This is a genomic window from Kitasatospora sp. NPDC054768 (genome assembly GCF_053612025.1).
In genome coordinates, this window is sequence record NZ_JBSHBN010000041.1 from 1 (window position 1) to 23,191 (window position 23,191).

General features: G+C 70.4%; 19 protein-coding genes and 2 pseudogenes. 10 read left to right on the forward strand and 11 right to left on the reverse strand.

Features of this window, described 5'->3' with window-relative positions; translation table 11 throughout:
• Window positions 1–101: 101 nt before the first annotated feature.
• Window positions 102–500 (forward strand): annotated as a pseudogene (locus ACWGKU_RS15105) (VOC family protein); the annotation flags it as partial.
• Between the two features lie 41 nt (window positions 501–541).
• On the opposite strand, the pseudogene ACWGKU_RS15110 reads toward ACWGKU_RS15105, so the two are convergent.
• Window positions 542–811: pseudogene (locus ACWGKU_RS15110) on the reverse strand (transposase); the annotation flags it as partial.
• Between the two features lie 701 nt (window positions 812–1,512).
• On the opposite strand from ACWGKU_RS15110, the gene ACWGKU_RS15115 reads away from it, so the two are divergent.
• Window positions 1,513–2,310, forward strand: coding sequence for a hypothetical protein (locus ACWGKU_RS15115; RefSeq protein ID WP_331768835.1), 798 nt, complete (start codon window positions 1,513–1,515; stop codon window positions 2,308–2,310).
• Window positions 2,311–3,091: 781 nt separating this feature from the next.
• On the opposite strand, the gene ACWGKU_RS15120 is transcribed toward ACWGKU_RS15115, so the two are convergent.
• From ACWGKU_RS15120 to ACWGKU_RS15135, 4 genes are read right to left on the reverse strand one after another with little or no spacing between them, the layout of a single operon-like run.
• Window positions 3,092–4,279 (reverse strand): hypothetical protein, encoded by a 1,188-nt coding sequence (locus ACWGKU_RS15120; RefSeq protein WP_331768611.1) that lies wholly within the window; start codon window positions 4,277–4,279, stop codon window positions 3,092–3,094.
• Window positions 4,280–4,333: 54 nt separating this feature from the next.
• Window positions 4,334–5,350: an NAD(P)H-dependent glycerol-3-phosphate dehydrogenase gene (locus ACWGKU_RS15125; protein WP_331768610.1), complete on the reverse strand. Its 1,017-nt coding sequence runs from the start codon at window positions 5,348–5,350 to the stop codon at window positions 4,334–4,336.
• The gene (locus ACWGKU_RS15130) at window positions 5,347–6,213 is read right to left on the reverse strand and encodes a class I SAM-dependent methyltransferase (protein ID WP_331768609.1); all 867 of its coding nucleotides are present in this window, start codon (window positions 6,211–6,213) and stop codon (window positions 5,347–5,349) included. The genes ACWGKU_RS15125 and ACWGKU_RS15130 overlap by 4 nt, the downstream gene beginning before the upstream one ends.
• Entirely contained in the window at window positions 6,210–6,422 is a 213-nt protein-coding gene (locus ACWGKU_RS15135) for a hypothetical protein (protein ID WP_331768608.1), read from the reverse strand. Before ACWGKU_RS15135 ends, ACWGKU_RS15130 begins: the two co-directional genes overlap by 4 nt.
• A gap of 65 nt (window positions 6,423–6,487) precedes the next feature.
• On the opposite strand from ACWGKU_RS15135, the gene ACWGKU_RS15140 reads away from it, so the two are divergent.
• The 5 genes from ACWGKU_RS15140 (at window position 6,488) to ACWGKU_RS15160 (ending at window position 11,624) form a co-directional block, all read left to right on the forward strand.
• A complete protein-coding gene (locus ACWGKU_RS15140) occupies window positions 6,488–7,696 on the forward strand; it encodes an XRE family transcriptional regulator (protein ID WP_331768607.1) in 1,209 nt (402 codons plus the stop codon).
• Entirely contained in the window at window positions 7,693–8,316 is a 624-nt protein-coding gene (locus ACWGKU_RS15145) for a 2'-5' RNA ligase family protein (protein WP_452178498.1), read from the forward strand. Before ACWGKU_RS15140 ends, ACWGKU_RS15145 begins: the two co-directional genes overlap by 4 nt.
• A 651-nt stretch (window positions 8,317–8,967) precedes the next feature.
• Window positions 8,968–9,555, forward strand: a complete 588-nt coding sequence (locus tag ACWGKU_RS15150) for an SMI1/KNR4 family protein (RefSeq protein WP_331768605.1) — start codon at window positions 8,968–8,970, stop codon at window positions 9,553–9,555.
• Between the two features lie 418 nt (window positions 9,556–9,973).
• Window positions 9,974–10,840, forward strand: a complete 867-nt coding sequence (locus tag ACWGKU_RS15155; protein WP_452178497.1) for a S1 RNA-binding domain-containing protein — start codon at window positions 9,974–9,976, stop codon at window positions 10,838–10,840.
• Window positions 10,841–10,982: 142 nt separating this feature from the next.
• Window positions 10,983–11,624, forward strand: coding sequence for a hypothetical protein (locus ACWGKU_RS15160; protein ID WP_452178496.1), 642 nt, complete (start codon window positions 10,983–10,985; stop codon window positions 11,622–11,624).
• Window positions 11,625–12,318: 694 nt separating this feature from the next.
• Here ACWGKU_RS15160 and ACWGKU_RS15165 read toward each other — a convergent pair.
• The 6 genes from ACWGKU_RS15165 to ACWGKU_RS15190 all read right to left on the reverse strand — a co-directional run bounded on the left by ACWGKU_RS15165 (window position 12,319) and on the right by ACWGKU_RS15190 (window position 15,690).
• Window positions 12,319–12,675, reverse strand: a complete 357-nt coding sequence (locus ACWGKU_RS15165; protein WP_452178495.1) for a spore-associated protein A — start codon at window positions 12,673–12,675, stop codon at window positions 12,319–12,321.
• Window positions 12,676–12,798: 123 nt separating this feature from the next.
• Window positions 12,799–13,140, reverse strand: a complete 342-nt coding sequence (locus ACWGKU_RS15170) for a spore-associated protein A (RefSeq protein ID WP_359902461.1) — start codon at window positions 13,138–13,140, stop codon at window positions 12,799–12,801.
• A 196-nt stretch (window positions 13,141–13,336) separates the two neighbouring features.
• Window positions 13,337–13,777, reverse strand: coding sequence for a spore-associated protein A (locus ACWGKU_RS15175; RefSeq protein WP_331768599.1), 441 nt, complete (start codon window positions 13,775–13,777; stop codon window positions 13,337–13,339).
• A 314-nt stretch (window positions 13,778–14,091) separates the two neighbouring features.
• Window positions 14,092–14,520, reverse strand: a complete 429-nt coding sequence (locus ACWGKU_RS15180) for a DUF2690 domain-containing protein (RefSeq protein ID WP_331768598.1) — start codon at window positions 14,518–14,520, stop codon at window positions 14,092–14,094.
• Window positions 14,521–14,722: 202 nt separating this feature from the next.
• The gene (locus ACWGKU_RS15185) at window positions 14,723–15,139 is read right to left on the reverse strand and encodes a DUF2690 domain-containing protein (protein ID WP_331768597.1); all 417 of its coding nucleotides are present in this window, start codon (window positions 15,137–15,139) and stop codon (window positions 14,723–14,725) included.
• 110 nt (window positions 15,140–15,249) lie between these two features.
• Window positions 15,250–15,690: a hypothetical protein gene (locus ACWGKU_RS15190; RefSeq protein ID WP_331768596.1), complete on the reverse strand. Its 441-nt coding sequence runs from the start codon at window positions 15,688–15,690 to the stop codon at window positions 15,250–15,252.
• Between the two features lie 365 nt (window positions 15,691–16,055).
• On the opposite strand from ACWGKU_RS15190, the gene ACWGKU_RS15195 reads away from it, so the two are divergent.
• The 3 genes from ACWGKU_RS15195 (at window position 16,056) to ACWGKU_RS15205 (ending at window position 23,135) form a co-directional block, all read left to right on the forward strand.
• Window positions 16,056–19,916, forward strand: a complete 3,861-nt coding sequence (locus ACWGKU_RS15195) for an nSTAND1 domain-containing NTPase (RefSeq protein ID WP_452178494.1) — start codon at window positions 16,056–16,058, stop codon at window positions 19,914–19,916.
• A 1,408-nt stretch (window positions 19,917–21,324) separates the two neighbouring features.
• Window positions 21,325–21,963, forward strand: a complete 639-nt coding sequence (locus ACWGKU_RS15200) for a ParA family protein (RefSeq protein ID WP_401043242.1) — start codon at window positions 21,325–21,327, stop codon at window positions 21,961–21,963.
• Window positions 21,963–23,135, forward strand: a complete 1,173-nt coding sequence (locus ACWGKU_RS15205) for a ParB/RepB/Spo0J family partition protein (protein ID WP_331768593.1) — start codon at window positions 21,963–21,965, stop codon at window positions 23,133–23,135. The genes ACWGKU_RS15200 and ACWGKU_RS15205 overlap by 1 nt, the downstream gene beginning before the upstream one ends.
• Window positions 23,136–23,191 lie beyond the last annotated feature (56 nt).

Consider the following 23,191-nt stretch of genomic DNA (forward strand, 5'->3'; position numbering starts at 1 on the left):
CGACCATCGCCGAGCATCGACCTCAGATATGTCCCCACCCATGACAGGAGCAACGACCGACCTGAACAACCGTCACGGTAGGCACCGTTGCAGTAAGCGTGATGGCCATGGCAATCACCACTTCCACCGCATCCGTCACCCTCGAGGTGGCCGACCCCGAGGCTGCACACCGCTTCTACACCGCCTTCGGAGTGGACACGCATGTACGCCTGCGGGCGTCCGAGGCAAACTCCACCGGATTCCGCGGCTTCACCCTGGCGCTCACGGTGTCCCGGCCGACCACCGTCGACAGCTTCGTCGGCGCCGCCGTGGACGCCGGCGCCACAGTGCTGAAACCCGCCGCGAAGTCGCTGTGGGGCTACGGCGGCGTCGTCCAGGCCCCGGACGGGACGATCTGGAAGGTCGCGACCTCGGCGAAGAAGGACACCGGCCCGGCCACCCGCGAGATCGACGAGATCGTCCTCCTGCTCGGCGTCGAGGACGTGAAGGCCAGCAGCAGACCAAGGGTGTCAACCACGATGTGGCGCTTGCGCCCGTTGACCTTCTTACCGCCGTCGAATCCCCTGGTCACAGCCGGCACCGATGCGGCGCCTTTCACCGACTGGGCGTCGATGATCCCCGCCGTCGGCTCCCGGTCGCGGCCGACCGCCTCGCGGACCCGATCCCGCAGCCGGTCGTGGAACTCGGCCGTCAGGCCCTTATCGCGCCAGCGTCGGAAGAAGGCGTAGACGCGGTCCCATGCGGGGAAATCCGCAGGCATCGCCCGCCACGTGATACCGCCCGCGACCACGTAGCGCACCGCGTCGACCATCTGCCGATGACAGAAGCCCTCCGGCTGTCCACCCGCCCCTCCAACCAGCCCGGCACCGGCAACGCGGCACGGACCTCGGACCACTCGGCGTCCGTCATGTCCGACGGATACCGGGGCTCCCGGCTCGGACGATTGCTCGCATTCCCGTACAGGTGGGCGAGGCAGTCACACGACCGGGAAGGCGAGTTGGACGACGCGATGGACAGCACGAAAGACCCCAACACCAGGGCCTCCTGACACTCGAATGGAATCGACATCCACGAGCTGTTCGGGAGGCCCTGCCGTCATACCAAGACCGCCGAAAGATCACCCAGACGGGCACCCATAGTCGAACTCACGCCTACCATGATCGATAGAGCAACGACTTCTAAACAGTGCAGGATGACAGCCTGCTGGGTGTACGCCTCGACAGCCACGTGCACCTCGCGGAGAGTGCCAGAGTCGGAGTCCCGAGGGGTGACCGAGACGAACAGTCGTTCCCCCTGAGGGTGCTGAGACACAGCCTGGACAGGCAAGTCCCCGTGCACTACGCCAACTTGGATCACCGAGCGGGCCCTGCTGCGGGAGAAGTGGTTGAAGACCTCTGGAGACTCCTCTGCCATGGCCCCACACTACGGGTCACACCAACCTCGGTTGCCATGAACGATCGCACGGGACCCGCCCCGGACACTCCCTTCGCCTGCCTGTGACACCCTGAGCCCATGCACACCCCAGCCGACGCGTCCACCCCGGGCCTCCACCCCGATCCCGAGCAGGTGCTCACCGACTGGCTGACGACCACCCCGCTCGGCGACAGCGCCCAGCTGAACTACCCGCGCGAGGTCATGCGCTGGATCGCGTACATCGGGGACCGGGTCTGGGCCGCCGGCGGCCGCGACGTCAAGGACTGGACCGCCGGCGCGGACAACGCCCGCACCCGCGCCTTCCTCGTCAGCGCCGTGCGCGGCTTCTACCAGCACGCCCAGCGCTTCGACCCCGGCATCGTCAACCCCGCCCCCAAGACCCTGCGCCCCTCCGTCGCCGACCTCCCCGGCCGCCCCGCCCTCACCCGCGCCGAATCCACCCTCTACGTCTCCGCACTGGACCGCTACAGCGGCCTGATGCCCCACCGCGCCCGCGCGCTCGGCTACCTCGTCCTCGGCCGCGGCCTGCGCGCCCACCAGGCCGTCGCCCTCGACGTCGAGGGCATCGTGCGCGAGCAGCACCGCACCACCGCCCTCGTCACCCTCAAGGGCGGCGGCACCGGGTTCCAGGAGCTCCCCCCACCCGTCGCCCTCGCCGTCGAGGACTACCTCCCCCACCGCCGCACCGCCGCCCCCCACAGCAGCCCCGAGGCCGGCCCGCTGCTCACCAGCGGCCGCGGCCGCCGACTCGACCCCGCACCCAGCGTCCGCGACCTCCTGCGCGCCGTCGCCTCCACCCACCCCCAGCTCACCCACCTCGCCGACACCCTCACCGCCGATGGCCTCGCCGCCAGCCCCAACCCCTTCCTCGGGTAGGTCCCGCCGCCCGCACCAGGGAGCGGTGGGCGGGACCCAGTGCGCACGACGTCGAGCACGTTGACCTGCGGTTCCGTGGTGGTCGAACAACGCGCCCACGATTGGAGGAACACCGGGGCCGGGCACCGAACGAGGATCCAATTGGCTGGTTGCCCAACCGATACGACCCGAGGATGTCCCCATGCGTCGTGCCCTTACAGCGGTTGCCTTGTGCGCCGCGACCGTTGCTCTCACGCTCGGAAGCGCGGGATTCGCCAACGCGGACGCCTGGGTCTACCCGCAACAGTGCCTGGACGGGGGCGGGGAGGTTTTCCAGATCGAACCCGGGCTCGGCAAGTGCGTCGGCGGGACGTACGACGGCATGGAGGTGCAGGAGCGACCCTGAGTCCATTCGATCTCCTCGCGAGTTCCTGAGCCGAGGCCGGAGACCACGGCGGGCCCGCTCACCCCCTCTTGCGGCCGCGGCGCGGGATCGCGGGAAGAAGGTCAGCGAAGTCGGGTGCGAGGTCGGTGACGGCGGCCGGTCGCCGACGTGGCGGCCGAACACCCTCAGGCCCCGCGGGGCGTTCCGCAGGCGGCTGCGCGAGTGGAGCTGGGCATCGCGAAGTCGACGCTGAGCGAGTTGTTGTCCGGCCAGTAAGGGTTGGCCGTGGCCGCGGGGACCGATGCTGCCCATCATCTGCTGGCCCGACGAGGGTTGGTGCGCCACGGATCCTGCCGCCGCCCGGGTCCGCCGATCGTGGTACGGGGGCGGCTGGTCGAGATCGAATGGCACCGGGCGTCAGGGTGCGAATGCGAGGTAGCTTGCGGTGGCCAGTCCGGAGAAGGTGACGAGCTGGACGGGTTTGAGGCAGGAGAAGGCCGCGTGCATGGCGATGCCGGCCGCTGCGGCGTAGGGCCTGGTCTGGGGGAGGATCAGGCCGATGGGTAGCGCGAGTTCGACCACGATGACCGTGGCGGACAGCGCGCGCCAGGCCCGGATGTCGTAGGCGGTCAGGTTGCCGAGGTGTTGCTGGACGAGCCGGGGGATGGCGAACTGGCGCCGGTGGCGGAGGTCGTTCTTGACCTGGGCGTAGGTGTGGATGAACTGCGCGAGGTAGAGGCCGCTGCGGAACTGGCTGGAGCGGATCTTGTGCCAGGCCGAGTTGAGGTAGATGTCCGAGGTGGCCAGGACGAGCAGGCACTGCGCCCAGGTGTTGGCGTGGCTGGGGGCATGCGTGAGGGTGAGCCCGTGACCGAGGTCTCCCGCGAGCAGGAGGCACCCGCCGGTGAGGATGATGTAGCGGACGGCGCTGGGGCTTCGCAGGTAGGCGAACTCCGTGGCGGCGCCGGCCAGCACGATCGGCAGGGTGAGGCGTGGTGCGAGGCCCAGGGCCAGCGCCGGCGCGGCCAGGGCCCGCAGGACGAGCATCGGCCGGTGGACGGCGAACCGGACGCGGGCCCGGGTGTCGCCGTGGCGTCGGCGGGCGAAGGCGGCCTGGACCTGGCCCGGGGCGAAGCGGTTCCACCCTCCACTGGTGAAGGCGGCGGCGAAGCGGAAGGTCAGGACAGCTCCGAAGGCGATCCGGAACATCTGGAGGCGGGAGGGGTCGGTGGGGTGCTGGAACCCGGAGGTGACGGCGTCAACGAACCACAACACGGCTGTTGCGCACCTCGATCCGCTGCTCGCCTCGGGCGGACAGGACACGTCCGTGACCGTCGATCCGGTCGTAGCGGCCGGGGTGCGTACGTAGTGGCTGATGATGGCCTGGAGTACGGGGGGCGGCAGCATGAGGCTGCCGGGTGACAGCTCCGCGTACGGGTTGACCGGCTCGGTGCGGCCGTCCTTGGTGCCGGTGAGGGTGACGATGCTGAAGGTGGCGTGGGAGAAGAGCTTCCAGCGGAACCAGCATCCGGGGCGGCGGGTGAAGCCGACGCCCATCCAGAGCATCAGGGCGAAGGTCAGGAGTTCGGCGAGTGTTGAGGGCATGACGGATCGACCTCCGGAGCGGGAGGGAGGTGGTGGAGCCCGCAGGGACGGCGGTCAGCGCTCGGGGTTCGCGGGCTGCTGCATGAGCGCGGTGCCTGCCTCGTCCAGGGTGAGCGCCCCGCGCAGCAGCGCGGCGACGGTCTGAGCGATGGGCATCTCGATGCCGTGGGCGCGGGCGAGGGCGACGATGGCGTCGGCGCTCTTGACGCCCTCGGTGGTCTGGCGGGTGGCGGCGGCTGCCTCGTCGACGCTCAGTCCGGTGCCGAGGTGGTGGCCGAAGGTCCGGTTGCGGGAGAGCGGGGACGAACACGTGGCGACCAGGTCGCCGAGGCCGGCCAGCCCGACCAGGGTGGCGGGGTCGGCACCGAGTGCGGTGGCCAGCCTCGACGTCTCGGCCAGGCCCCGGGTGGTGAGCAGCGCGATGGCGTTGGCGCCCATGCCCATTCCGGCGGCGATGCCGACGGCCAGGGCGGTGACGTTCTTCAGGACGCCGCCGAGTTCGCAGCCGATGACGTCGGTGCTGGTGTAGGGGCGGAAGTAGGGGGTGCGGCATGCGGCTTGGAAGCGGCGGGCCGCGTCGGCGTCGGGGCAGGCGATGGTGGCGGCGGCCGGCTGTTCGGTGACGATTTCGCGTGCGAGGTTGGGGCCGGACAGGACCGCGATGCGCTGTGGGGGGATGCCGGTGGTCTCGGCGATGACCTCGCTGGCCCGCAGCCCGGTGTGCTGCTCGATGCCTTTCATCAGTGACACCACCAGCGTGGTGGGCGGGATGAAGGGGGCCCAGGTGGTGAGGTTGGCCCGCAGGGACTGTGCGGGGATGGAGAGCACCAGGTAGTCGGCCCGGTCCAGCGCGGCTGCCGGGTCGGTGGTGGCCGTGACCGTGGCGGGCAGTTCGATGTCCGGGAAGTAGCCGGGGTTGCGGCGGGTGGTGTTGATGGCGGTGGCGATCTCGGGGCGCCGGGCGTGCAGGGTGACGCCGGTGCCCGCATCGGCGAGGATCTTCGCCGCGGCGGTTCCCCACGATCCGGCCGAGAGGACGGCCGCGCGGACGGCGGGGTGTGCGGGGCTCATGTCCGGTTCCTCTCGGGGATCTCCAGGCCTTCCCGGATCGTAACGGGAACGCGCGGCGGGCCGGGCGTATCCGGGGGGCGGTGCAGGGTGAGCAGGACCGCGCGGCGGCCGGGCATTGTGGGGCGGCGGCGGTGGGCTTCGGCGAGCATGCCGGCGGCCTGCTCCCTGCCGAGCTCGCGTTCCAGCTGTGCCCGGTGAACGTTCCACAGGCCGTAGAGCCGGTCCCACATCGCCGGCTCGCCCGGCCGCTCGTCCAGGTGCTCCAGCACCAGCCCGGCGGCCTGGGCCTCCTCGGCCCAGGCGGGATCGGCGGTGCGGCAAGTGGCGCGCGTCAGGGCCATGCGGCCGCCGACCGCCAGGACGCGGGCCAGCTCACGCAGGGCGGCCTGGCGGTCGGCGGCGAAGCCGAGGGCGTCCACGCACACCACGCCGTGCGCGCGTTTGTCCGGCAGGCCGGTGTCCTCCAGGGATGCGACCCTGAAGGACACCCGGGGCTGCGCCAGGCCGAAGTGCGGGATGCGGGCGGTGGCCCGGCGTACGGCGACGGGGGACAGGTCGAGGCCGACGAGGTCGGTGTCCAGGGCTCGGGCCAGCCACAGGCCGATGCCGCCGGTACCGCAGCCCGCCTCCACCAGGACCTGGCGGGGCCGCAGGCGCAGCCGCGTCACCAGCAGCCCCAGCAGGGCCCAGTCGCACGAGCCGGAGGCCCCGACCTGTTCGGGGTAGTCCTCGCCGAGTGCCTGGGCGTAGAGGCGCGCGGTGATCGAGGAACGAGAGCGGGCCGCGTGGAAGGCGTCGAACCGGCCGGCGAGCTGGGTCTCGTGAGCGACGCGGTCGGGAACGGCGTGCGGTGCGGGGGTCATCGGGGCATCGTCCTGGTCATCCGGGAGCCGGCACCCGGGCACACGACGTGCACCGCGGGCACGAGATCGTCCGGTCCGGACAGGGCGATCGCGGCCGGCTCGTGCCCGGTGACCTGCTCGACGGCCGCCGCCGTGGCGTGCACCCGCTCGGCGAAGGACCCGGCGGCGGGCGCGAAGCCCTGAACGGCCCGCTCCCAGGGGATCAGCACTGGGCGCGCAGGCCGGGCGATGGGAGAAGTGGCCGGCCGCGGCGGGCCGGCGGGTCACCCTGCGGGTGCTCACCGTCCTCGCCGAGCTCTACGGCGCCTCGTCGGAGGACCTGCTGGATCTGGAAGACCGCCGGGCCCTGCCCGAGTCGGATCTGCGCGTGCTGCGGCACCAGGCCGCCGGCGATCCGGCTACGGCCGTTGCGGTGCCCGTCCCCCCGGTGCCCGACGTGCCGCTCACCGGTGTCGACCTCATCCGTACCGCGGCCGACGAGTCGGCGGAATGGACACAGTGGGCCGAGGTGCCCAACTGCGGGCCGATCAGTGTGGAGCAGTTCGCCGCCGACGCCCGCGGCTTCGCCGCCGATTACTTGATGGCCGAGGACCCGCTGAGAGTCTTCGGGGACACCCACAGGGCAGCTGTCCGGGTGTGGGACCTGCTGTACGGGCACCAGCACCTGGAACACCGTCAACGGCTCTTCACGACCGCGGGGTATCTGGCCGCGATGATGGCCTGGATGACCAGCGACCTCGGGCACAAGCGGCAGGCCTCGACGCACATCCGTGCCGCCATGGTGGCCGCCGAGATGGCCGGCGACCCGGGCCTGGAGGCCTGGGTCGCCGCCACGCGCAGCAAGCTCGCGTTCTGGGCCGGCGACTTCCGTGCGGCCGTCCAGCACGCCGACCACGGCGCCGCCCTCCAGGCACCCGGTACCGTCACCGCGCTGCTCCACTGCCAGGCTGCGGACGCATGGGCGGAAGTCGGCGCGCGCGCCAAGGCGATGGCGGCCTTCGGTCGAGCCGAGGAGGCCGCCGAAGGCGACCGAGCCAACATACTCCACGACCAGGTCGGCGGGCTGTTCGCCTGCCCGGACGGACGGCTGGCCAACTACGGAGCCGCCGTCTACCTGCGTGGTGACAACCCGGCCAAGGCGCTCGCCCACGCCGACCGCGGACTCGCCGCACTTCAGCGCCAGGACGTCCGGCCCCTGGGCACCATCGCCCAGCTCCACATCACCCGCGCCGGTGCCCACCTGCTCGCCGCTGAACCCGAAGGCGTCCTCGACGCGCTCGCCCCCGTTCTCGCACTGCCCGCCGAACACCGCACCGCCCCCGTCCGGCGGCGCCTGCGCGACCTCGCCCGGGACGCTGCCGGATCGCCCATGGGTGACAGCGCCGCCGGACGCCGCTTGCAAAGCGTCGTGGAGACCGCCATCCGCGAGGCCAAACTCGCCCTCTCCCTCGCCTCCCCGGACAGTGATTGGATCGGCTCATGACTGACACCCCTGCGCGCATGGCCGATCACTGGTGGTGGTGGCGGCCGGGTTGGGAACCGGGCACCCGCTGGTACACCTGGCATCTGACCTTCGACGGCGCCGAAGACGTCCACCGCCTGGCCGCCGACTACCGCCACGCCCTGGCCGACGTTCCCGGCCTGGACCTGGTCCCCGACCGCTGGCTGCACCTCACCATGCAGGGCCTCGGTTCCACCGCCAAGGTCAGCGAGGCCGACGCACTCGCGATCGCCGACGCCGCCACCCACCACCTCGCGAAGATCCCGGCGTTCGACCTCGCACTGGGACCGGCGATGGTCACCCCCGAGGCCCTGCTTCTCACCATCGACCCTGCCGGGCCCGTCCACACCGTCCGAACCGCCCTCCGCGCGGCCATCGCCGACGTCTGGCCCGAGGTCCCCGAGCCCGCCGACGGCTTCCGGCCCCACGTCTCGGTGGCCTACTCCTGTGCCGACGGCCCGGCCCAACCGGCCGCCGACGCCCTCGCCACCGTCACCACCTACCCGGCCACCGCCCGCGTCACCGCGGCCGAACTCATCGTCCTGGGCCGCGACCGACAGATGTACGAGTGGGAGACCGCCGCCCGCGTACCACTCGGCTGAGCAACATCTGGTCCGGGCGACGCCGGTGCCCGCCGGGGCCAGGCGCTGGACGAGGGCGGTGACCTCGGCGGTGGTACCGACGGTGACGGTCGATTTCCCGACGATGGTGCAGGGCTCGGTGAGGTGGAGGGCGAGCCGGCGGACGGCGCCGCAGACCTGACGCCGACGAGCTTGCGAGCATCCTTCGTAGGTCCCGGGGGAGCTATCCTCGCGCGTGCGCGGCCGACTACGGGCACCTGACCGGGCTCGGCTACGAGCCGGAGCTATCCCCGCGCATGCGGGGCCGACAGGACGAAGACCATGCGGGCCATCGGATCACTGGAGCTATCCCCGCGCATGCGGGGCCGACGAACTCCTCGACGACGGCGAGCACACCGGCATCGAGCTATCCCCGCGCATGCGGGGCCGACACTTCCTGACCTGCCGTGATCCGTCACAGGGTATGCCAATTCATTCAGTTCAAATCCAGGACCCCGCCTGCGACAGAGGGCCGACACTTCCCTTCCCGGTCCAGGGCCGCCAGCCCCGCAAGTGGTGGGCGTCAATGAGTACGCGCCGCACAAAGATCGCGCCCACGGGACGGTTCTGGTCGGCGCCGAGAGCCGCTGACCCGGCCTCCGACAGGGTGGCGGGAACGAGAGAAGACGCACCATGGATCCCCGCATACCCCGCCTGCGCTGCAAGCTGGCCGCGATCACGTTCCAACCGGTGCGCAGCCACTCCTTCGGGGAAGAGCAGCACAGGTTCCGCCTCGGTCCAAAGCTGGCGGAAGCACGCGTCGCTGCGTTCGAGGCCGAACACGACATCATCGTGCCTGATGCCTACCGGCAGTTCCTCACGCACATCGGTGGCTCCGGCGCGGCACCGTTCTACGGCCTCATGCCGCTGAAGCGGTGCTCCCTGCTGGTCATGAATCCGCGCGGAGAACCGGGAGCACCGCGGGGCTTCGGCAGCCCGGAACCCGGGACGCACGCACGCGACCTCTTCCTCCACATCATCGAGATGGGCTGCACCGACGTATGCGTCATCGCGGTGACCGGTCCTCTCGTGGGCCGTGTCCTCATCGGCAACAGTGACGGCTACTGGGGTCCCAACGTCTCCTCCGCCACCGACTTCCTCGACTGGTACGAACGCTGGCTCGACCACATGAGCGCCGGACTCGACAACCGGGCCCTGGAGCTCACCTCGCCTCGGCTTCGTGCCCATCCGAACCGCCATCGCATGGCGCCAAGGATCTGACTCCCCGTAACGGCGACACGGAAGTCCGAGTCAGGACCGGGACTCGTGGGCAGGGCCGACCCGGGCCGTGGTCAGGACGACGGGTCATTCCGGGCTTCGCTGTCAGCCGTGCCAGGGCTCCGCATGGTGCGCAGGCAGCAGTGGAGGCCGCTGTCCCCGGAGGTCGCAACCGCGTTCATCCGCGGCAGCCGGCGCCAACAACCTCGCTGTCTCATGCCAAGCCCGTACATGCGGCCGGGTAGTGCTCGGCGGACGAACGGACGTGAACGGCATGCGGCGAGGACGTCCTTCGTGTGGTCGGAGCCGGTCGGCGCGTAGGCGGCGGCGCGCTGCGGGGTGGAGAAGAGCGGGGGAGCCCAGCGAACTGCAGACGGACCGGCTCGGCCCCGCCCGAGCCGGATCCGACGCCCGCCTCCTGGTGGCCCACCCCTCCCTCCGTGAAAGACTTGCCAGTATGCACGAAGCACCGGAGGACCGCGCCGTACGGAGCTTTCTGTCAGCGATCCGCGTCGGCGACCTGTGCGCTGGGGTCGTATCGGAGACCACCCGTTCCGGCGTCGCGGTGACATTGGACGGGTTCCCGGCGAGACCGCTGGGGTTCGTCGGCTCGTTGGACCTGCCCTGGGGGCGGCCTCGGACCGAGGGCGTGGAGGTCGGTCGGCGGATCACCGCTGAGGTCATCGCGGTCGACCGGCCCGAGGGTCGGGTACGGCTGTCGATGGCAGCCACCGGGAACCCGGAGCTGTGGGCCTTTCTGAAGCTGCTCGCCCCCGGCGAGATCCTGGCCGGAACGGTCGCGTCGATCGAGTCGTTCGGCGTGTTCGTGGCGCTGGACGACGGGCCCGCCCATCCGGTCTTCCCGGGGGTCGGGTTCATCACGTTCCCCGAACTGTCCTGGTGTCGCTTCGAAACGGCCTCGGACATCGTCCGGGTCGGTGAGCGCGTCTCGTGCGAATTCCTCCAGTTCGACACCACGAACGGGGAGGCCAGGCTGTCCTTGCGGGCTACACGGCCGGACCCTTTCCAGGACTTCGCCGACGGCGTCGTGGCGGGCCGGAGACTCCGCGGAAGGGTCACCGGGCTGGTTCCGTTCGGCGCTTTCGTCCAGGTGGCCGACGGGGTCGAGGGGCTGATCCACCTCAAGGACCTCGCACGGGCACCCGTACGGACACCGCAGGAGGTCGTAGGAGTCGGCGACGAAGTCCTGGTCGTCGTCACCGACATCGACCGAGGACGCCGAAAGCTGACGCTGTCGCGGCGGGAGCTCCCCTCCCGCCGATCGTGATCCTCCCAAGGCACGGCGACGCACTCGGTGCAGAGCCGGACGGCGATCCCGGCCGGGCGGGCCTCGTTCTCCCACAGGCCCGGGGCGCAGGCGAGGACGTCCTCGCTGCCGCGCCCGCGTCGGGGGTGGGACAGGAAAAATCGTGCGCTCGTTCGTACCGCCTCGGATAGCGTGGCGCACCACCCTGCTGGGAAAGGGCCGCAGCGGAACGGGGGAGGCACCGGTGGAGATGGACGAGGCGGCGCGGGCCGCATGGTGGGAGAGCCTGCCTGCGGGGATCCGTGACGAGATCGACGGGTACGTCCTCCAGGACTCCCTCTTCCGCGCGCTGCGGACCGTCCTCGATGTCGGCCGTGTCCCCTCCGGCATCGGCATCGGCATCGCCCAGGACATCGTCAACGACCGCTACACCCACCACGGCGACCGGATCGCCCGGAGCCCCGACAGCCCCCTCGACCTGGAGTCCCTGGCGCTTCGTGCCGCCGGCTGCCCCGGCCGCGTCGTGGCGATCGAGGCAGTCTGGGACGGCGACACCGTCCACGACTGGTTCACGGTCCTGCTGGCGATCACCGAGGACCCCGCGCAGGAGCATCCGTTGGCCACCATCCACTCCACCACGGCAAGGCGCTACCTGGACGGCGGGGAGGGTGCCGGCGGCGGACAGCTCGCGTGCGCCGCGGCCGCCTCACGTGCGGGCCGGGCCCTGGCCGGGCACCTGTCGGTGCCCTTCCACTTCGCCGGCCCTGACACCCCGGACGACGAGGCTCCCCGCTGGCGGGACTGAGAGGTACGGCACGTCGACCAGCTTGTGGTCGGACCCGACATGTCACCGGCCGGCGACCGGGAGGCCCGGCACCCATGACGGTGCCGGCCTCCCGGTCTCTTCTGCCGATCGACGTTCCGCCCGCGCAGTGCCCCTGGTGTGCACTTCACCCCGGGCACCGGGGAGCCGGGTCCTCGGACTGTCACCTGCAGTAGGAGTCGGCTCTGAAATGACCTGCGAGCATCATCTTGTCGCTGCTCCCCCGATGCCGCCGCTCCAGTGGATGCACAAGTTCTTCGCGTAGAGGCAGACCGGCCCCGCGTACGAGGAGAAGCAGCCGGCGTCCCACCCTCCTCCTCCGTCGGTGAGCCGGAGCTCGGCTATCGCACAGGTGGTTCCCGATCCCGGCGCGATCTGCATGATCGAGCAGTTGTAGCCGGTTGGAGGAGTTGTAGGTGAGGAAGGCGTCCTCCAGGTACGTACCGTCGCTGGTCATCGTAATGTGTTCGACGACGGTGCAGCCGGCGCCTCAGACTCCGCTGTGGGCGCTGGTGGTTGCGGTGGCCGTCCCGGGCGCCAGGGTCACGGGGGCAAGCCCCACGGTGGGCGCGCCGGCCAGCGTGCCGATCCTTCCGAGCGTGTCGGTCATCGGGTGTCCTCCTTTCTCGTCAGGTGAAGAGGCCGTCGGACTGGGCACCCCTCCCGAGCGGCAGGGCTATCCGCAGTGGGTGTGCCAGCGGCTGACTTCCTGGTCGTGGATCACACCGCCCCAGTCGATGCAGGTGCCGCGGCCGTCCACGGAGACGGGGCCGGCGTACGAGGTGTAGTAGCCGGAGTCGATGTCCTGGATGCCGTCGTCCCGCCCGATCCAGGCATTCATCGAGAGGGCGGCGCCCGGATGGCTGCGCACGACGACCAGGCAGTTCCGGCCCGACTCCGCGCTCCAGGTCAGGTAGGCCGCTCCGAGGTTCCCGATCGGCGCGGAGTCGATGAGCTTGTATCCGTTCCCGCAGAGTCCGGACGCGTCAGCGTGGGCGGCGGGAGTGGCAAGGGCGAGCAGTCCCATCGTCATGGCTCCCGCGATGACGGCGGGAACGGAACTTCTGAGGCCCCGGAGCCGTCCGGGACCGTCGCGAGGGCCGACCCCACCGCAATGGAGTGCTTCGACGATCATGATCGTTCCTCCTTCTCCTCGCTACCCGCAGTGCGACCTGTACTGGTACGCCCCGGTGGGTGCGTCGTCCACGTAGCCGCCCCAGTTGATGCAGGTGGCCCGCCCGTTCGCGTACACCGGACCCGCGTAGTGGTGGTAGAGGTTCTTGTCCTCCTCCTCGAAGCCGTCTGCGGTCCGCTGGATCCAGGCCGTCATGTAGTAGAGCTCGACGGGTCCGTCGTTCGCTCCGTACTTCTGTGTGACGACGCAGTTGTAGCCGTTGGATTTGTTCCAGGTCAGAAAGGTGCGCCCGTATCCGCTGATGTCGAGCGAATCGACCTCGCTGTATCCGGCGCCGCACGATCCGTTGTAGGTCCCGTTCACCGGAGTTGCTGCGGCCGCTTGCGGAAAAGCGAAGAGGCCCACGAGCGCCGACGAAAGGGCGATTCCTGCGCGAAGGCGGAACGACTGGATTGTCCTCACTTGGACTCCCTGTGTGACTGACCGAGTGGGTGGGGTTGATGATCTGGGTCGGAATTCCCGGGAATGCGGGGGATCGGAGGACGCCGCGACGGCGGGATCAATCGCAGTGCCCGTTGTTCTGCCAGTACTTTCCGTAGAGGTACGAGCCGCCCCAGTCCACGCAGCTTCCCTTGGCGTAGACGAAGACCGGGCCGGCGTAAGCGGTGTAGTTACCGCTGTCGGATTGACGGGAGGCGTAGTCGCCGGTCCGCTGAATCCAGGCGTCCATGGATCGGGCGGCCCCGGGGTATTCGGCCACCGTCACGACGCAGTTGTACCCGTTGTCCGAATAGGTCAGGAAGATGTTGGCGCCCGACTCCAGCCGCAGACTGTCGATGACCCGGTATCCGCTGCCGCAGGCGCCGTTGTATCCGGCGGCCGCCTGATCCGTTCCGAGGCGCGAGGGGACCTCGGCCGCGGTTGCCGTTGCAGGCAATGCCATCAGCAGCACTCCGCTGGCGATCAGCGATGCTGCGGCTGCCTTGAAGTTGCCCTTCATTTCTCTCCCTCAGGTTTGATCTCCGTGTGGCGGTTCATTTCATCGGCGAGAATTCGCCCGGACTGATTTCGGAGTGCGCTTGGCCGGGAAGTGGGAATGGCAGGGGCACAGGTGGGGCGTGACCGTCAGTCACGCCCCACCTGGGTGGTCGCGCCGACCCCGCTTCGGACCATCCCGGCGGAAGGGTCGGAGCCATGCGAATGCCCGCACTGCGGGTTTCGGGCTCCGCCGATGCATCAACTGCAGGCCCTACCGAAGGAAGGGATCCGCGCTACCGCGGCAGCTCCCCGGATCCCCGAACGGGCAGAGGGGCCTCAGTGCCAGCCGGTGCAGATGGGCTGGTCCCAGTTATCGATGCAGGCTCGCGCTTGGACCGAACCGTTGACCATGTTGCCGAAGCTGGTGGAGCCGGTCGCGATCCACCCGTGGATGTTCTGGTTCGTGTTCTGCACCCAGAAGTTCTGCCCGATCGAGGTGCCGGAGATTCGGGCCCAGTTCGCCTTGCACGAAGGGCTGTAGCGGAGTTCGATCGTGCCCTTCGCCGAATCCACCGATTCCACCGTGTAGGCGTCCGGGCTGCAGCCCATGTCCACCGGGTCCTGCCCGTTGCAGGAGGACCCGTAGCAGCCGGCGGTGACCCGGGGCGTGGCGGCGGATGCGGTCGGAGCGGCGAGCCCGCCCAGCGCCGTCGCGGCCACCGCGAGACCGACGAGGACCCTGACCGTACGATTCGTACGCTTCACTCGGATTTCCTTCCCTGTAAGAAGGGGATCGGCAGATGTTGCGTGTGTCGGCGTGCGCCCGGCGAGGCACGGGATGGCAGGACCGCGGGTGGGGTGCTGACCGTGGGCCATACCCATCCGGGCGTCAGCTGCCGACCCCGCCGAGGACGGGGAGCTGCGCTACCACCGCAGCTCCCCGGATGCCCGAACGGGCGAAGGAGCCTCAGTGCCAGTTTGTGCAGGCGCCGCTAGAGATGCAGGCACGCGCCTTGCCCGAGCCATCGACCATGTCGCCGTAGCCGGTGGAGCCGATCGCGTGCCACCACACGACTAGGCTTTCGTTGTACACGTAGAACTCCTGCCCGTTCGAGGCGCCGGAGATCCGGGCCCAGTTCGCCTTGCACGAAGGGCTGTAGCGGAGTTCGATCGTGCCCTTCGCCGAATCCACCGATTCCACCGTGTAGGCGTCCGGGCTGCAGCCCATGTCCACCGGGTCCTGCCCGTTGCAGGAGGACCCGTAGCAGCCGGCGGTGACCCGGGGCGTGGCGGCGGATGCGGTCGGAGCGGCGAGCCCGCCCAGCGCCGTCGCGGCCACCGCGACACCGACCAGGGCCCTGGCCAGACGATTCGTACGCTTCATGCGGATTTCCTTCCCTGAAGAGAGAGGTGATTGACGTTGCCTGGCAGGCTCAGCACTGCCTGCCGCATGTGCACCGGTCAGCGCGACGCCGTCGGCCGCAGTGTGTGATCTCAGTGCGCGTTGGTGTAGATGTAGCGCCCGGTGTCCCAGTCATAGATGGCGAGCTTGATGGTCGTGCCAGCGTCGGAGCGCCCGAAGTCGCCAGCCAGCCACCAACCACCCGCCACCTCCTTCGTAGCGGGAGTACCGAACCAGTCCCACCCGCTGCCGTTCCACGTCAGGACCCACAGGTTCTGGCCCTGGTGGCTGGTGACGAGGTACGAGTCGACGTACTCGTGTCCGTCGGCCCCCCAGTACACGTCCATCTCCGCCCACTCGCCGGTGGCCTGGATGAGGTCGTGCCAGTGGTAAGGGCTGCCAACGGTCCTGACCGGCGAGCCGAGCTGCTGCGACGCGGCGGCGGCCGGATCGGCGAGGACGACGGCGCCGCTGATGAGCGCGGCGCTCGACGCGAGTGCGACCAAGGCGGTACGGATCTTGACGATCGCCATGCTGTCTCCTTTCGGCGTGGGAACGGAAGGGACTGAACGGCGGCCCGAGAGCTGTGGTTCTCGGTTGCCGTTGCCCTTCACGGGTGCGGTGAACGCGGCCCGCACACGAGCGGTGGCGTCCCCGGGGCACGGTCGTGCCGGTGCCAGGGCCGGCCGTTGCTGTGCTTTGGCCCCGGCACGGTTCGAGTTTTCACAGCCGACCGGTTGTTGCGCAGCCCTCCTTGCCGAACGAAACAAAATGCCGCTCCGCAGGTCGGAAGGACCGCTGGAACGAGACAGGCTGATGAGAAGCCGTTGCGGTGGGTTTCCCCGGCCCGTAGGTTGACGCCGGTCCGGTGGTGTCGCCGAGTGGGGGAGGACACGGGATGGGCCGTCAGGAGAGTCCGCTGGATCCCGTTGCCGGGCCGGTCCAGCGCTTCGCGTCGGAGCTGCGCGAGCTACGCCGGGATGCAGGGGACGTCACCTACCGGGTTATGGCCGGCCGTACCCGGTATTCGGTCGCGACGCTGTCGCGGGCTGCCGGGGGGCAGCAGCTCCCGTCGCTGCTGGTGGCGTTGGCCTACGTGGATGCCTGTGGCGGGGACCCCGTGGAGTGGGAGCGGCGTTGGCACGCCGCGGTGCGGGACGCGGCCGCCGAGGGCGGTGACGACGCCGATGCTCCGTACCGGGGCCTGGCCCGCTTCGAACCCGGTGACCGGGAGCGGTTCTTCGGCAGGGACCGGCTCGTCGCCGACCTGCTGGCCCTGGTGGACTCCCGTCGCCTGGTCGCCGTCGTGGGTGCCTCGGGCAGCGGCAAGTCCTCCCTGCTGCGCGCCGGACTGATTCCGGTGCTCCGGGATCGGGGCGCGACGGGCACAGGTCCGGCCGCCATCCGGGTCCTCACTCCGGGCCTGCGGCCCGCCTCCGACCATGCCGCGCTGATGGCGCCCGCGAACGACGCGGGCGACACGGTGCTGGTGGTGGACCAGTTCGAGGAGGCGTTCACGCTGTGCACCGAACCGGCGGAACGCGCGGCCTTCCTCGACCTGCTGCTGGCAGCGTGTGATCCGGACAGCCGATTACGGGTGGTCCTGGCAGTACGGGCGGACTTCTTCGGCCGCTGCGCGGACCACCACGGCCTGGCCGTCGCCCTGCGGGAGGCCACGCTGCTGGTCGGGCCGATGGGCCCGGCCGAGCTGCGAGAGGCCATCGTCAAGCCGGCCGCCGGCGCGGGCCTGATCGTCGAACGCGCCCTCACCTCAAGGATCATCGAGGAGGTCGACGGCGAACCGGGCGGACTCCCGCTGCTGTCGCACGCCCTGCTGGAGACCTGGCGCCGCCGCAAGGGCAGGACACTGACGGAAGCCGCCTACGAAGCCGCCGGCGGGGTACGCGGCGCCATCGCCCGCACCGCGGAGCGAGCCTACGGCGGCCTGACACCGGAACAGGCCACCACTGCCCGGCGCATCCTGCTGCGACTGGTCACCCCGGGCGACGGCGCTCAGGACACGAGCCGTCCCGCCGACCGCACCGAACTCGAATCCCTCGGCACCGGCGACACCGGCACCGCGGGGGTGCTCGAAGGCCTGGCCCGCGCCCGGTTGATCACCCTGGACGGCGACACCGTCCACCTCGCCCACGAGGCACTGATCAGCTGCTGGCCGCGGCTGAACGCGTGGGTCGACGACGCCCGCGACAGGCTGCGCCAGCACCGGCGCCTCACCGAGGCCGCCAAGGCCTGGGAGGACTTGGGCCGCGACCCCGGAGCGCTCTACCGGGGCACCCTCCTGGCAGCGGCCGAAGCGGCCTTCGCGACCGGCGGGCACCGCGACGACCTCACCCCGCTGGAGTTCGAGTTCGTCAGGGCCGCTCTCGCCGCCCGAAGCCGAGAACAGCGAAGCACGGCACGTTCAGCCCGACGGCTGCGCACCCTCCTTGGCACGCTGTCCGCCCTGGTCGTCCTCGTCCTGCTGACCGGGGTGATCGCGTGGCAGCAGAATCGGACCGGCGAACGGCGTCGCACGGAGGCCGCCGCCCGCCGGGCCGCCGCGGTGGCGGACGGCATGCGCACCTCCGACCCCCTCACGGCAATGCGGCTGAGCCTTGCCGCGTGGAAGGCCGCCGATCTTCCCGAGTCACGGTCCGCACTGCTCGGCGCCGCCGTCCAGCCGGATCAGGACGTCTTCACCGACCCGCCCTCCGGCAAGTCCGTCCCGCAGACCCACTTCCTCAGCGGCGACGGCCGCACCTTCGTCGGTGTCGGCCGCGACGAGGTGGTGAAGTGGGACGTCGACACGCACCGCCGGGTGGCTTCGCTGCCCGGATTGGGGGCCGAAGCGGACGACGTGGACGACATGAGCGCCGACGCCCGGACCCTCGCCGTGTTCGAGCACGACCATGTGAACGTGTGGAACCTGCCCGAGGAGAGTACGGGCGCGACCCCGGTGTCACGCCATTCCTCCGGTCCCGGCCTGGACCCGACCGCGGCCCGGCTCAGCCCGAGCGGACGGACCCTGCTCCTCTACGCTGTCGCGGGCGAGGACGACGTGGTCCAGGTCCGGGATGTCCGCGACGGCCGGTTGCTGCTCGAACGACGCACCAGGGGCGGTGAGCGCAGGCCGGTCGGCCCCGACGAGCTACACGGCGTACCTGAAGCCAGGCAGCGGCGGATGTGGGTGGAGGACCGCATGCAGCACTACCCGTACCCCGATGCGTCGCTCAGCCCCGACGACCGCCTGATGGCGCTGTGCGTTCCGGGCGAGCCCGTCCAGGTGTGGAATGTGCCCGAACAGCGCCAGGTCCCCACCCCCTGGGCCCCCGACGTCACCGCGCAGCAGTGCCTCAACCAGGCCGTCGGGTTCGCGCAGGACGGCCGCCGGCTGGCAGTCGTCGACAGCGGCGGAGTCCGGATCTGGGACATCGCCTCGGGAACGGAGCTCCCGCGGATCGAACACGCCGACATCAGGGAGGCGGCGTTCAGCGCGGACGGAACGCTCATGGTGGCGTCGGACGGCAAGGAGGTGCTGTTGTGGCGCCTTGACACCCCATCGGTCCCGTTCCTGCGGCATCCGCTCGCCAACACCGACGCCAGCCAGTTCAGGCTGGATCGGGCCGCACGCAGGATCCGCTACCTGGAGGGCCCGACCGGAGCGGTGGTCCGCACCATCGACCTCACGAGTGTCCTCGCTCCGGCCTGGACGAGCCGACCGATCGCGGCTGCCGTGTTCAGCCCCGACGGCAGCACACTCGCCACGCTGGCGTCGCCCGAGGGCGGGGACATGTACCGCTTCCAACTGCGCGATCTCCGCGGGCCAGGAAACGTCGTCGACCTCCCCGCCACGTCCTGCACCTCGCAGCGCCGGAGCTCCATGCCCTGCACCGTCCTCACGGCCTTTCGCCCCGACGGGGGAGCCTTCGCCTTCAGCGTCTTCGACCGCTTGCAGTGGGACGCACCCCCCAGGGTGTCCATCTGGGACGTCCCCACCGCCAGCGTCACCGCGACCCTGGACCTCGTGGCCGGTGAGAGGCTCACCGTGTCCACTGTCAACGCGATCGCCTTCACACCGGACGGACGATCGCTCCTGGTGTCACGGATGCCGCAGGAGGAGGCCGTGGAAGTCTGGGACCTGTCCCAGAGGGCCAGAACACGGGTGATCTCCGGCATCGGCGGGGAACAACTCTCCGTCCGGCCGGACGGACAACTCCTCGTCACCTCGCACAACCAACTCGCCGACCTGCCATCGGGCCAGGTGAACCCCCGTGCGCTCACCCAGAACACGACCCACGCCGTGGCCTTCAGCCCGGACAGCCGGTACCTGGCCACCGGCGACGAAGCCGGCCGCGTCACACTCTGGGACGGCAATGCCGAGCGGAACCTGGGCGTACTGCCCGGCACCTTCAGACCCAACGCCACAGGGGTGTTCGACCCCATCTCCGCACTCGCCTTCTCCCACGACGGCCGCACCCTGGCCGCCGCGGGCACCGACGGCACACTGCGGATGTGGGACCTCGCATCCCACCAACCACTCGGCCCCGCCCTCCCCACACCAGGAGGCGCCCCCCTCTCCCTGGCCTTCAGCCCCGACGACCGCACCCTGCGCATGGCGACCGAGCACGCACCAGGGCACGAGGTCATGATGGCCCCGGACCGGGAAGCCGCCGACATCTGCGAACGGGCCGGAGGCGGACTGCCGCAAACCGACTGGGACACGTACCTCCCCGAAGTGCCCTACCGGAAGGTCTGCTGACCCCGACGGTGCGATTCCCTGCGAGCCCTCGCCGCCGATCAGGCGCTCGTTGTCCAGCCGTACGACCAGCTGCCGACGACGCTCCAGTTCACGGTGAGCAGCAGGACGAGGTCCGGGGCCTCGGAGTGGCCGTGAAGACCCGCTGGCGACTCGCCGTCGATCCCATCGAGCTGAACGCGCTCCACGAGATCGCGGCCGGCTGCGACGACACGCCAATCACGGTCGTCGTCGCCCGCTGACCAGCCGCCAGCACCCACAGCGGCTTCGCACAGGAGCCGGGTGAAGCCGGTGCGGTCGAGGTGTGCGACATCCCACAGGCTCCCCTGAACCTCGCTGGCTCTGCCGTGACGGAACGCATCGGAGCCCTGAGGGCGGGGACGCCTGCCTCATGGCTGTTCAGCTGGCCCGGACGACGGTGTCAGAGGTCGGACAGATCCGGCCTGCCAAGCGGGGCGGATACCAGTGTGAGCCGAGCCCGGCCGGCCGCCAGTGCTCAAGGAGCATCCCCGCGCTTGCGGGGCCTACGACTCGGGGCAGCACCGCCCCGGCCGTCCTGAGGAGCCATCCCCGCGCTTGCGGGGCCTACACTTTCTGACCTGCTGTGATTCGGCTCAGAGTACGCCAATCAATTCAGTTCGAGTCCGCAGCCCCGTCCATGCGGGGGTCGTCCAGGCGCTCCGTTCTCTCAACCGAGCAGGGCTACTTCCTCGGTTGGCCGACCCTTGGCACATCGCTCCACCACGTCACCCACACGGGGGAGCACTTCGAGCAGCAGGATCACGGGATCGCCGTCTCGCGTCCCATTCTGCTCCGAGGTGGCGCGGTCGGCTGGCTGCACGTCCAAGTTGAGCCCGACAAGGCCGTCCCGAGCCCAATGTCCGCATCCGCCCGGTCGGGAATGCCCGTCACAGATCCGGAGCCCATTGACCGCCCGCTCGTCGACGGGCAGCGCGCCGGGAGCACATGCGAGCACCACCGAGGTTCACCCTGCCCAGCTCGGGCCCGGAGCCGGCCGTCACCCGGTGGCCGGCTCCGGGCGGGACTCACCGTGCCGCGACAGTCGGCCTGCGTCGTGAAAGCCGGCACGCGCACGACGCGCCCGCCCATGCGAATGACCAGTGCTCATGAATTCCCCCCTCCGTCAAATAGGCATCACCGCAGGTGGAAGCCCTGGGGATTGGATGCCGGATCAGGAAAGCAGAGCGGTTCTCCGGGAGTCCGGCCACCGCGATCCAACCCTTTTGTGCTCCATGACACGCGGGTCGTGTCGGGCTCCGGGCTGATCATCTGGAATGCTGTTCTCCGTCCGCCAACCATGGCTTTGAGCGGCGGGCATCCGCAGTACCGGGCAGTCGGCCCGGGAAGCCCACGGAGAGAACGGAACATCATGAAGCCATCCGTGCTTGTCGTGTCCACCGACCCCCAGGGGTCCGCCGTCGTCTGGGCCGAGCGGGTGGGAGACAACCTGCCCTTCGACTTCATGGCGGCACACGACCACGCCGAGCAGCTGATCCACCTGAAGAACACCGGCGCGAAGATCCACGTCATCGCCAACCAGAAGGGCGGCGTGGGCAAGACCACCACCACGGTCAACCTCGCGGCGTGCACCTTCGACGTCCTCGGTGAGAAGGACGAGTACCAGCACATCTTCATCGACACGCCGGGCACCCTGGCGGACGAGGAGATCCTGCGCAGGGCCCTGGAGATCGCGGACGACGTCCTGGTCCCGATGATCACCGAACCGCTGTGCTTCGACCCGACGGCCCGGACCATCCAGCAGGTCATCGAGCCGATGGACATCCCCTTCCGGGTCGTCGTCAACAACTGGGACCCCCGGGACGGCCGCGCCGACCTCGAGGACACCGAGGCGTACATCAGCGCGAAGGGGTGGCCGCGCGCCAAGACCGTCCTGCGCCGGTACAAGATCCACTCGCGGGCGGTGGCCGAGGGAACGGTCGTCACCCAGTACAAGGAGAGCGGTACCGCCTACCGGGCCCGCGAGGACTTCTTCCGCCTGTCCCTCGAGCTGGGTTACGGGGGCCGCTGATGGCAGGCCGTCGCGTCTCCTTCGCGTCGATGGCCGGCGACCCGGTCGTCAACGCCCCGGGTGTGGACGCAGCCAACGACGCCCCAGTGGCCAAGTGGATCCCCACGGCGGGCTGCCTTCCCAACCCGCGCAACCCCCGTGACGAGCTGGGCGACCTCTCCGACCTGGCGAGCATCAAGGACCGCCAGCTGCAGAGCTGCCTCGCCGTCACCCCGGCCGCCTACCTGAGGCTGTGGCCGGAGGACCGGCAGACGCTGGGCGCGGGTCCGCAGGACGTCGTCATCGTCAACGGCAACCGCCGACGGGCGGCCGCGGAGCTGTACGGGCGCGAGCAGCTGCTCGTCGTCGTGGACGACTCGGTGGCGGAGTCCAAGGCGACCCTGCTGCGGGCCGCGCTCGACGAGAACATGGCGCGCAAGGACTTCGACCCGATCGAGGAGGCCAACGCGGTCCTGCTCATCGTGGCGCAGTACCCGACCGCCAAGGAAGCGGCCGAGGCCGAGGGCTGGTCCCAGAGCTGGATCTCGCACCGCAAGAACCTGCTGAAGCTCCACCCCGAGCTGCAGCGCCAGGTGCGGGCCAAGGCGCGCGGCGAGGAGGGCGTCTCCATCAACGTCGCCCGCCGGCTCGGTTCGGTGAAGGGCATCGAGGCGATGTCCCTGGCCGGGCAGACCGCGGAGCTGGAGCAGCTGCTCCAGGCCGACGCCGACGCGGTGGCCGCCAGGCGCGCCGCGAAGCTGGAAGCCAAGGCCGCCGCCAAGGCACCGGCAGAGGCTCCCGCACCGCAGCCCGCTGCGGTGGCTGCCTCCGCACCCGCCTCCACGCCCGCGGCCCAGCCGGCCGCGGAGGCGGCACCGGCCACCGTGAAGGCGCCGACCCCCGTCGCCCCCCGGCCGGAGCCCGCGCCCCGTAACCCGGTCGCGAGCGCCGAGCCCGTCCGGAGCACCGAGCGATTTTCCGCGGAAAATTCCGAGCCGCTCCCGATGCCGGAGCAGCGGGCCGTGGCCCCGGTGGACGAGCAGTCGTCGGCCGCCCCGCAGACGGAACTCGGCGACGTCGACTGGCACAACGTGGAGGAGCTGGCGGACGCCATCTGTCGCACCCTCTCGGCCGACGAGGCCTACCGCCTCGCCGACGCCCTGGCCAACCGACTGCTGACGACCAGCAGCTGACCCACCCGTGGTGGGGCCCGCCCGCCCGCGGGGGGAGTCCCGGGCGCGCAACGCCC

Excerpts from the sequence above, each read along its gene's own strand:
- ACWGKU_RS15115 (WP_331768835.1), top strand. The coding sequence starts at position 1,513 with ATGCACACCCCAGCCGACGCGTCCACCCCGGGCCTCCACCCCGATCCC.
- ACWGKU_RS15120 (WP_331768611.1), bottom strand. The coding sequence starts at position 4,279 with ATGCCCTCAACACTCGCCGAACTCCTGACCTTCGCCCTGATGCTCTGG.
- ACWGKU_RS15125 (WP_331768610.1), bottom strand. The coding sequence starts at position 5,350 with ATGAGCCCCGCACACCCCGCCGTCCGCGCGGCCGTCCTCTCGGCCGGA.
- ACWGKU_RS15130 (WP_331768609.1), bottom strand. The coding sequence starts at position 6,213 with ATGACCCCCGCACCGCACGCCGTTCCCGACCGCGTCGCTCACGAGACC.
- ACWGKU_RS15145 (WP_452178498.1), top strand. The coding sequence starts at position 7,693 with ATGACTGACACCCCTGCGCGCATGGCCGATCACTGGTGGTGGTGGCGG.
- ACWGKU_RS15150 (WP_331768605.1), top strand. The coding sequence starts at position 8,968 with ATGGATCCCCGCATACCCCGCCTGCGCTGCAAGCTGGCCGCGATCACG.
- ACWGKU_RS15165 (WP_452178495.1), bottom strand. The coding sequence starts at position 12,675 with ATGACGATGGGACTGCTCGCCCTTGCCACTCCCGCCGCCCACGCTGAC.
- ACWGKU_RS15175 (WP_331768599.1), bottom strand. The coding sequence starts at position 13,777 with ATGAAGGGCAACTTCAAGGCAGCCGCAGCATCGCTGATCGCCAGCGGA.
- ACWGKU_RS15185 (WP_331768597.1), bottom strand. The coding sequence starts at position 15,139 with ATGAAGCGTACGAATCGTCTGGCCAGGGCCCTGGTCGGTGTCGCGGTG.
- ACWGKU_RS15190 (WP_331768596.1), bottom strand. The coding sequence starts at position 15,690 with ATGGCGATCGTCAAGATCCGTACCGCCTTGGTCGCACTCGCGTCGAGC.
- ACWGKU_RS15195 (WP_452178494.1), top strand. The coding sequence starts at position 16,056 with ATGGGCCGTCAGGAGAGTCCGCTGGATCCCGTTGCCGGGCCGGTCCAG.
- ACWGKU_RS15205 (WP_331768593.1), top strand. The coding sequence starts at position 21,963 with ATGGCAGGCCGTCGCGTCTCCTTCGCGTCGATGGCCGGCGACCCGGTC.